Below are 8,824 nucleotides of genomic sequence, written 5' to 3'. Positions count from 1 at the left end.
CTCCTGCTATAATACAAATAATGGATAAAATAATTACCGTTTTTTTCTTCATAGGAAATCCCCTTGCATTTAAATATATTTAAAATATACATTGAAAATAAAATTGTTAAACAAATGTTGAGAAATATCAAATTTCAATTTCCATTATATTCTATTCTTGCTATTATTTAATGTAAGACTATTCAGAAAAGGAAGGGATTATATGCAGGTTCCAGTGAAGGGGAATGAAAAGATTACAAAGTTACTTAATGACTGGTATCAATTAATGCTACAACAACAACTTTCAAAAGTAACAAACTTAAAACAAGAACTTGATGAATATATTAAAATCTTAAAAACTGAAGAAAACGCAGAACTACAAGACCAAAACCTATTATTATACTACTCTCTATTAGATTTTCGTTTTAAAACACTTACCGATAGATTCAGTATCACTAAAAGTAGTTTTGATAAAATTGATTCTTTTGAAACTCCGACTGATGGTTTCTTAGCTTATTATTATCATTTTTATAAAGCTGTACATTTCATGATACTCACTGACCATAATGAGGCACAAAATCATTATGAAAAAGCTGAATCTCTTTTGAAATATGTTTCCAATGAAATCGAACAAGCTGAATTTCAATCTAAGTTAGCTTTGTTTTACCATAACACCTACGAACCACTTTTAGCTATTCGTTATGCAACTACTTCAAAAGATATCTTCTCTAAACACCAAGGTTATGAAAGTAATGTAGCTTCTTGTGAAAATACAATCGGAATGAGTTGTGTATCTCTAAAACAATTTGAACAAGCCGAGGAACATTTAAATTCTGCATTAAACTTATTAAACAAGAATAACGAAGAAACATTAATTTCATTAGTCCGCCACAATTTAGGTTGGTTATATTCAAGTCAAAATCTTTCTGAATCAGCTATTCGTCACTTATCAGAAGTAACAGAGAAAATTCCTAATCATTTTAAAGCTATTTTCCTACAAGCTAGAGAATATTCTAAGTTAGGTGAAACAAATATTGCCTCTGACCTAATTGAAAAAGGTTTAAAAATTTGTTTAAACCTAGAGAATGAAGAATACACGCATCACTTTACCATTTTAAAAGCACTAAATAACAATGCTTCTATTGAAGAATTAAAAAGAGTAACTATTGCAGGTATTTCCTATTTCAAAAGAGAAACACTTTGGGATTATGTAGAAGAATATGCAGAACTGTTAGCAACTAGATTACATACTGCGTGTGAGTACCAAACATCTAGTGACTATTTCTGTTTAGGTCTTGAAGCAAGAACAAAATTATTAGCTAAAGGGGCGTTAAAGTAATGAAAAAGCTTGGTTTAACGGTAATGAGTTTAGCTGCTACAGGTATTATGTCTTTCGGATTAAGTACTATTCCTGAAACACAACAAACAGCAAAGATAGAGAACATTAATAAATTACAATCAACACATGGAGAAGGCTGGTCACCTCAAAGACCTGACTTAGCGTATAGTCACGGTAATGGTGGCGGTGCACCTACTTACGATCATGGAAGACCGCCTGCACCACAAGCTTAATTGTTTCGCAAAGAAAGTCATACTACTTGTATGGCTTTTTCTTTATTTTAGTTACTTAAGCCCTACATTTTTATCTAATTTGCTTTTGCTGGTGTAGAAGAGGAAAAAGATATAGAAGCATAAAGTGAAACTTTAATCAGTGGGGGTTTTCTTCATCCCCACTGATTATCAGCCCTCACCAATTGGGCTTTTACGGGCAGCCCGCCCCCCCACCTAATTTCTTTGCTTTCGCTGAATTTTGAGGTGGGGATCTTACTGCCCGTTAATGCGTGATAAAAGAAAACCGCCTGAAATGATGTGTACTCGAATAGTAGTACATAAAAAAATACAAATAACAATAAATTAAATCTCGTTAAAACAAAAAGGAGATGTCCTAGTACCATGCCTAGGACATCTCCTTTACTTATCTAAATTTCTAAATTCTATACAGCACTATCAATTAAACAATTATTAGATATATCTTCTATCTAAAACATCGTATTATCATTAGCTGCTTCACTTGGAATCTCTTGAATTACATCCCAGTGTTCAACAATCTTTCCATCCTTGATACGAAATATATCGACTATAGCAACTCCCTTATCTTGAGAATTAGTACGAGAATGCACATGAAGAGCAACTGTATCCCCTTCAGCTACTACACGTTTAATCTCTGCAGAGGAATTAGGATTTTTAACAAAATCCTCCTTAAAGAAATCCATGAAGGCTTTTCGTCCATCAGCAACAAAAGGATTATGTTGCTTATAATCTTCGCTAACATATTTAGGGATAATATCGATATTATGTTTGTTAAAAACTTCATTATAGAAATCAACTACCATCTTTTTATTCTTTTCATTTTCTTTTACTTCTTTTGATACAGAAGCGACATTTTCGCTCTTTATTGAGTTCCCTTTGTTATTACCGGTGGAAGCTTGAAATATCAAAGTCGATACAATTCCTAAAATAAACACAGAAATAATTATTACTATTAAACTTTTCTCTAATTTCATATATACCTACCTCTTCTAATCATATAAATTATATTCCATTACATTTTTGGGAAGTAAAACCCTTCCCAAAAATGTAATGTCAGAGGTAATGTTAGGAAATTTCATTTATCCTAACCTCCCCCTATACAAGGCATATTAGAAACGATTAACTCTAACTTAATACCTCATTAACAGTTGCACTGTCCACAATTTGAATAAACTTCTTAACCTTATCGTTCTCATCAAACTCATAAAGGTGACAAAAATCTGCTATGAACGATTTCCCTGTAGCTTTATATGTTCCACTATATTTTCCATAAACGATAACAGTATTGTTATTGAAAGTATAAATTTCATCTTTAGCGCTATAGTCATCCCATTCCGTGCCAAGACGTTCATGTACGTTTTTCACTACTTCATCTGTACCTATATAAGTACCTGCATATGGAAACCCGGCAGCTTCTGTCCAAGATACATTTTCACTTAAATACGTTTTGAACGCATCCAATTTCCCTTCGCCAGTTAACACATACGTTTCATGTAATAGTTTTTGATATTTATTCATATCATTAACCCCAAGGCATTTCTTTTGTTACAACTTTTGCACTTAATTCTAATACACCTTTATTTGCATAGCCTGGATATGCTGCTTCAAGTTTTGCCACAAAATCTTTTGAAGTTTCACTTTCCTCAGAAGCTTGAACCGCAGTTCTTAGATAATCCATTGTCGCAGTAAGTGCTTGATTATTTAGGGATTTTTCGATTGATCCATGGCTAGGTACAATTATGTCAGCATGTAATGCTTGTAATACTTTCAAGTTCTCAATCCATGCCTCCATAGCCGCTTTTGAGCTAGTATCCGCTAAGAATACATGTATTTCGTTAAAGACATCAATACCACCAATTAATAATTTTAGTTCTTTATTAAACAGGCTAGTTCTGTAATGATCTAAGCCTACTAGTTCAAATGTTAACCCCTGAAAATCAATCGCTTTTTCTTTAAACACTTGAGGTAATACCACGTTACTTGGCGCGTTTTCTCCAAGGGCATCTTTCCAAACTTTTAATTTCCCTAGTACAGAATGAACAATATGTTCAACAGTAGTCTCTGTAGCATACGCTATAGCTTCTGGGTAAGTAGCTTTAATATTTTCTAATCCAAAGTAGTAATCAGGATCCCCATGAGTAATAAAGATTTTATCTAAAGATAAGTCGTTTTTTTTCAGATACTCAACAATTTCTTTCGAATCAGACTGCGTAAATTTTGAGTTTATTAAAAATGCATGTCCTGCTTTCTCAACTAATGTTGCTGTGACCATAAAGCTTTTTTCGTCCGAACTAAACACCGTTAATTTCACATCTTTTTGATTTGTATCGATTGTTTTAAACATAGTATGTTATTCTCCTTTTGTTAAAGTTATTAACTAATTATCATATTTTTATCTTGTTCCGATAAAATCTCCCACTCCCATTCATCTGAAAGTGTAATAGTACCGGCGAATATTCCGGAGATGAATGTCAGGTGCCCTAAGATAACATGTTTGCTACTATATCCTAAATTTTCTTAATATAAATTTTTAAAACGTGCTTCGATTTTATCCGGCGTCATTACCCCACCACCAATAGGGATAATTTGATTATCCTTTTGTAAAAGTAATGAAGGATAACTATTAACACCAAGCTGTCGAACTTTATTGAAATCATTTTGGACATCTATTATTGTTTCTTGAGCGTTTAAACGTTCTAATACTTGTTCAGGGTCCAAACCATGCTCGATTGCAATCTTACGATATGTTTCAGGATCACTCAGACTTTGGCCCTCATAATAAAACGCTTTTTGCATAGCCGAAGTGAATTCTAATAAACGGTCTGGCGCTAATGAGCGTAAGGCTGAAAAGCCAATTGCAGCATCTTTCGAATTCATTTTAAAAGTCCCTTCCTCCACCAGTTTTTGATATGAAGGACCAAATTCAGCACCTGTAAGTTGATTAATTCTTTTATTTCCTTCTTCTATATATGAAAAGTTTTTCATTGGTAAATTATCTAAAAATAACCCTCCACATAAAACCATTAATGGCACTTCAGTGTGGTTTTTGTAAAATCCTTTAATACTTTCTGAAAAACCATAGCACCATCCACAATATGCGTCCCATACGTAAATAAGGTTATCTTGTGTCTTCTCCATTTAAATCTCCTACCTTTCTTTTTATTATCCAGCTCAACTAAATTTTTGGTTTATATAAGTACATCTTTTTATACCTTGTTCTTTTTTTAGATACCTTACTATATTTCCCCAAAACTAATATTTCCAAAGAAAGAGCAACCAAGGTTTTTAACAAAAGATAACGCTGCACCTTATTGCCCCGTAACAGAAAATACTAAAGCTTGGAATATGCATTGATTTGAATGCGTTAGTAACTGTCTACACCGGGTGGCAACGTATGGACCACCATCCTTAATTAAATATATAAATCATATTTTTTAGCTGATATTAGTTGTAACTAAATAGATTACATCTTTATGTAACTATTTTAGTTACAACTAATATAGAAGTCAATTCTTTTTTCCGAAAACATTAAATTTCTACATTATAACGAAATCCTGTGTTAACTTGTAACAAAAAAAGAGGAGTCATCTCCTCTTAATAAATAAACACTATTTAATTTGTTCCTTATACTCATGGTTAACAACTACATACCATTTTCCTGTATCAAATTTTTCTTTATTAATCACGTAAACTTTACTTTCTCTCCTTACCTCCCCTGGTTTTAATTCCTTAGTAATAGTAGAGGTTTCGCCTTTTTCAACCCCATAACTACTAGCTGCCCACACATCACTTTGGTAAGCATTATCATTTTCATCCACTAAATCCACTGATGGTAAAACGGCTAATTTCATCGATTCGTTTGTGATATTTTTTCCTTCTGCTTCTACAACAATAAAGACATGTCCATCTTCAGGTTTTTGGAATCCTATACTTTCTTTACCAACCTTATCTCTTTCTACAACTCTTTTTACAGTTACATCAAATTTAGGTGTATGAAAATCCTTGTTTACAGCATACTCTTTTTCTTTTATTTTTGATTTCTCTTTTGTTTGTTCTGTATTTTTCTGCTTTGTATTCTCTTTCGTTTTCGCCTCATCAGTTGTTTGCACTTTCTTTTCTTCTTGTTTAGAATTGGTTTCTTTAGATTCTGAAGAAGTTTTGTCGGATGTATTGCCGCAACCAGATAAATTGAATACTAAAGCGCCACCTAAAATACATGTAGTAAATTTTTTCAACATCTCTTTTTATCCCCCAATAACACGATATGTAAATTCCTTACTTATCATAGCAAAAAATACAATCTTAAATTGTTGCATCTTGTCGAATGATTAAGAATGATCAATTGTTTTTATTGCATATAAAAAAACATGATCTTGATGTAGTACGAAGATCATGTTTTACGTTGATGTTATTTATAAAACACTTTATTCACATTATACTTCGCTTGAAATTCGTTAATCATATATGTTTCGTAAATTCCTCTTTCCATCGGATTTTCTACAATACATACATCAATACGATACACTTCATCACGATGATTTTTAATACATTGTCTTACTTTACGTGCTTTCCCAACAAAAAGAAGTTCGTCATTCAAATTATAGTTAAACAATAAGGAAAATTATATGACAGGAGATGCAAATATAGACAGTCGCTGATCATTAGTCTACAACCAATCCCACTCTTTACAAAAATATATCAACGATTATTCAATTATATCGATCGTAACTCCGAATATATCGACGATTCGACACAACATATCGACTTACCGACAAATTTCGTGAAAACTATAACCAAAACCACCAACCAATCCCACACCGGCACCCACGCTCCCTACAAAAGAAAAAAACACCTTCAATTTGTCGTTTACATCTACATACTACAGACTGGGTGTTCTATCCTTGTCTCACTTTATTGGGTCACTCCAAAGTATGCCAATTCAATCGGTGCATTCTTACTCATGATGATCGGTGCTACACTTCCATTAACGCAATTGTAAAAGCCGAACTCTTCCCAACTGAAATTCGCGCACTTGGCGTAGGTTTACCATATGCGCTAACCGTTGCGATATTCGGCGGAACAGCTGAGTTCATCGCATTATGGCTAAAGAGTATCGGAATGGAGTCACTATTCTACTTCTATGTAGCTGGATTTATCGCGATAAGCTTTATTTCGTATTGGCGTATGGATGAGTCATCGAAGAATTCGCAGATTGAGGCAGAGCTTGGTGGTGGGGATAAATTAATTAATAATAAATCTAGTTAAAATTATGCATTCTATAATTTTCGTTTATCTGAAAAAGTATAATTCATTAATATGCAATTTAAAAACCTCTACTAATATGTAGAGGTTTTTAAACTTTATAATAGAAAAAATATTCAATTGTAAAGAATAGTATCCTTGTACCAGAAGTATATGTATAGCTTGGGCTGATTTTTTCCTACTCTCTATTTTTAATAAATATAAAATAGAAACCATTTTAATATTCCAAAGAAAAATTCCCTATACAAACCTTTAATTGATACAATAATCTATGGATAAAATTAATATTTTATTTATATTAAAAAATCGAAAAGAGGTGGGGCTTTGAACAAGTGGGCTATATTATCTTTAATATGTGTACCTTACGCTCTCTTAACTATAGTAAATGAAAATACATTAGAAATAGGTGGATCAGCAAATGTCTTTTGGAAAGTTGGTTTATTTGCACCACTTATAGGTGTTTTATTTTCAGCTGGAGCCAGTAAAACTTACCAACGCGTTATGCTTGCAATATTTAATTTAAGTTACTATTTTGTACTCTACATCTATATGATATACACTTTTTAAAATACTCTTATACTCGTTTTATGAACATATATTTTGGAGAGAAAATCATGAAAAACAAAACATACTATTTATCAATAATTTTCACAAGTCTTGTTTTTTTATTTTTATTTACAAAAGCTTTAGGATTTATCTTCTGGATAAATGGTGCACCAATAGACAAATGGGTAGCTTTGGTTGGTTTATTTGCTATTCCGATTTTCATCTACTACTCTTTTCCAGGACAAAATTTTAAAAAAGCACAAAAAACAGTAACCATAGTTATAATAATAGTTCAAATCATATGGCTAAAATGGGCCATTAATCAGTCTAAATATTATGTATATGTTAACAGTAATAACATTCTCCCCTCTCCATATATAATTCAGGAGACTCCAAATTCAGATACTCCTATTTCTCTTGGTCAAAGGCTTTTAACTAACTATACATTTTATAAATCAATTCATTCATATCTATATGTAAGAGAAAATGTCAAAGAAAGTGATCGAGGCATTGTTGATTGGATAAAACATTTTGATAGCGAAATAAAAGAAGAAGGCGACGGGCGCATCTATATAGAAACTTATAAGGGGAAGTTATTTTTCAAGTAAATTGTAAAAGGGAGAACTCAATTTGAAATCTCCCTTTTACATTCTATCATTTAATATCTACTCTCCAAATATAACAATATCAATAGAGTAGATACAACAATTTTTGGAGCTTACAGCATAAGATACAATTCCCTTAGGAATCTATACGCTTTATTATCTTTTATTCTATTTTTGCACTAGAACCTTCTTTTTTGCTTTGCTCTTTGAGATATGCTTTTTCTTCTTTTGGAGTAGCTAATCTTTTGGCTTTCCCCGTACTTTCCCCACCTGCTTGCTCCAACATATAATTATGTTCCTCAACCGCCTGAGAAAAATCTCCTTTTTCCCAACGCTTTAAAATCTCAACATATTTTTCTTTTTCGAGTATTTTATCACTTTGATCTAACAAGTGACGGAGCTTTTTAATATTCTCAGGAGACATTACGATAAACCCAATCTTTGTATCAGCTATTACTTTTTGATGCAGCATTTTGTGCATAGAGTCGATTATGACACCCTCAGAGTTGACCAAATCGTCAATTTCCTCACCTTTGGCAACAACTATTCTCTCTTGTGCTTGCTTATTGTCACTTCCAGAATTGAAAAACATTCCCACCATATATCCTATAAATATACTAAATACCACAACACTGACTACAATCATTGAAAACTTTGTCCACCTATTCATTTGTTGAATCACCCCTTTTCAAGAAATCAATCCATTTGCAATATAGCCCCTATAAAGCACTTTAATATTTGCACTTTATAGTAATTAGAGCATAAACTTAACCACTATTTTATATTTTGTATCTTCCACTAGAAAATTACTATAATTTCCATCTTTTTTCTCTTCTACCGAT

Annotated in this window: 10 protein-coding genes and 2 pseudogenes; 5 read left to right on the top strand and 7 right to left on the bottom strand. The window is 32.3% G+C overall.

From position 1 onward, the window contains the following. Positions 1-202: 202 nt before the first annotated feature. Positions 203-1,318, top strand: a complete 1,116-nt coding sequence (locus DN394_RS03900) for a response regulator aspartate phosphatase (RefSeq protein ID WP_046957197.1) — start codon at positions 203-205, stop codon at positions 1,316-1,318. Beyond that, positions 1,318-1,551, top strand: coding sequence for a Phr family secreted Rap phosphatase inhibitor (locus DN394_RS03895; protein ID WP_088080527.1), 234 nt, complete (start codon positions 1,318-1,320; stop codon positions 1,549-1,551). The genes DN394_RS03900 and DN394_RS03895 overlap by 1 nt, the downstream gene beginning before the upstream one ends. 467 nt (positions 1,552-2,018) lie before the next feature. Here DN394_RS03895 and DN394_RS03890 read toward each other — a convergent pair whose 3' ends face one another. From DN394_RS03890 to DN394_RS03865, 6 genes and pseudogenes are all read right to left on the bottom strand, one after another. Beyond that, positions 2,019-2,543, bottom strand: coding sequence for a nuclear transport factor 2 family protein (locus DN394_RS03890; RefSeq protein ID WP_000764219.1), 525 nt, complete (start codon positions 2,541-2,543; stop codon positions 2,019-2,021). A 151-nt stretch (positions 2,544-2,694) separates the two neighbouring features. After that, positions 2,695-3,087, bottom strand: a complete 393-nt coding sequence (locus tag DN394_RS03885; RefSeq protein ID WP_149293636.1) for a nuclear transport factor 2 family protein — start codon at positions 3,085-3,087, stop codon at positions 2,695-2,697. A 4-nt stretch (positions 3,088-3,091) separates the two neighbouring features. Further along, the gene (locus tag DN394_RS03880) at positions 3,092-3,913 is read right to left on the bottom strand and encodes an MBL fold metallo-hydrolase (RefSeq protein WP_149293635.1); all 822 of its coding nucleotides are present in this window, start codon (positions 3,911-3,913) and stop codon (positions 3,092-3,094) included. A gap of 173 nt (positions 3,914-4,086) precedes the next feature. Then, positions 4,087-4,707, bottom strand: a complete 621-nt coding sequence (locus DN394_RS03875; protein ID WP_149293634.1) for a DsbA family protein — start codon at positions 4,705-4,707, stop codon at positions 4,087-4,089. Between the two features lie 470 nt (positions 4,708-5,177). Next, positions 5,178-5,807, bottom strand: a complete 630-nt coding sequence (locus DN394_RS03870; protein ID WP_149293633.1) for a hypothetical protein — start codon at positions 5,805-5,807, stop codon at positions 5,178-5,180. Between the two features lie 170 nt (positions 5,808-5,977). Continuing rightward, a pseudogene (locus DN394_RS03865) lies at positions 5,978-6,172 on the bottom strand (GIY-YIG nuclease family protein); the annotation flags it as partial. Between the two features lie 339 nt (positions 6,173-6,511). Between DN394_RS03865 and DN394_RS03860 the strand changes: the two are divergent. From DN394_RS03860 to DN394_RS03850, 3 genes and pseudogenes are all read left to right on the top strand, one after another. Further along, positions 6,512-6,834, top strand: a pseudogene (locus DN394_RS03860) (alpha-ketoglutarate transporter); the annotation flags it as partial. A gap of 321 nt (positions 6,835-7,155) precedes the next feature. After that, positions 7,156-7,398, top strand: coding sequence for a hypothetical protein (locus tag DN394_RS03855; protein ID WP_097918382.1), 243 nt, complete (start codon positions 7,156-7,158; stop codon positions 7,396-7,398). Between the two features lie 47 nt (positions 7,399-7,445). Further along, the gene (locus tag DN394_RS03850) at positions 7,446-7,985 is read left to right on the top strand and encodes a hypothetical protein (RefSeq protein WP_000792414.1); all 540 of its coding nucleotides are present in this window, start codon (positions 7,446-7,448) and stop codon (positions 7,983-7,985) included. 160 nt (positions 7,986-8,145) lie between these two features. On the opposite strand, the gene DN394_RS03845 is transcribed toward DN394_RS03850, so the two are convergent. After that, a complete protein-coding gene (locus DN394_RS03845; RefSeq protein WP_001082946.1) occupies positions 8,146-8,652 on the bottom strand; it encodes a DUF6241 domain-containing protein in 507 nt (168 codons plus the stop codon). Positions 8,653-8,824: the final 172 nt, after the last annotated feature.

This window comes from Bacillus sp. BB081 (assembly GCF_008368895.1).
Classification (GTDB): domain Bacteria; phylum Bacillota; class Bacilli; order Bacillales; family Bacillaceae_G; genus Bacillus_A; species Bacillus_A wiedmannii.
The sequence above is the reverse complement of the archived record's forward strand: the minus strand, read 5'-3'. Positions and strand labels throughout refer to the sequence as shown.

Coding starts and splice junctions, on each gene's coding strand:
- DN394_RS03870 (WP_149293633.1), bottom strand. CDS start 5,807: ATGTTGAAAAAATTTACTACATGTATTTTAGGTGGCGCTTTAGTATTC.
- DN394_RS03890 (WP_000764219.1), bottom strand. CDS start 2,543: ATGAAATTAGAGAAAAGTTTAATAGTAATAATTATTTCTGTGTTTATT.
- DN394_RS03885 (WP_149293636.1), bottom strand. CDS start 3,087: ATGAATAAATATCAAAAACTATTACATGAAACGTATGTGTTAACTGGC.
- DN394_RS03850 (WP_000792414.1), top strand. CDS start 7,446: ATGAAAAACAAAACATACTATTTATCAATAATTTTCACAAGTCTTGTT.
- DN394_RS03895 (WP_088080527.1), top strand. CDS start 1,318: ATGAAAAAGCTTGGTTTAACGGTAATGAGTTTAGCTGCTACAGGTATT.
- DN394_RS03880 (WP_149293635.1), bottom strand. CDS start 3,913: ATGTTTAAAACAATCGATACAAATCAAAAAGATGTGAAATTAACGGTG.
- DN394_RS03875 (WP_149293634.1), bottom strand. CDS start 4,707: ATGGAGAAGACACAAGATAACCTTATTTACGTATGGGACGCATATTGT.
- DN394_RS03845 (WP_001082946.1), bottom strand. CDS start 8,652: ATGAATAGGTGGACAAAGTTTTCAATGATTGTAGTCAGTGTTGTGGTA.
- DN394_RS03900 (WP_046957197.1), top strand. CDS start 203: ATGCAGGTTCCAGTGAAGGGGAATGAAAAGATTACAAAGTTACTTAAT.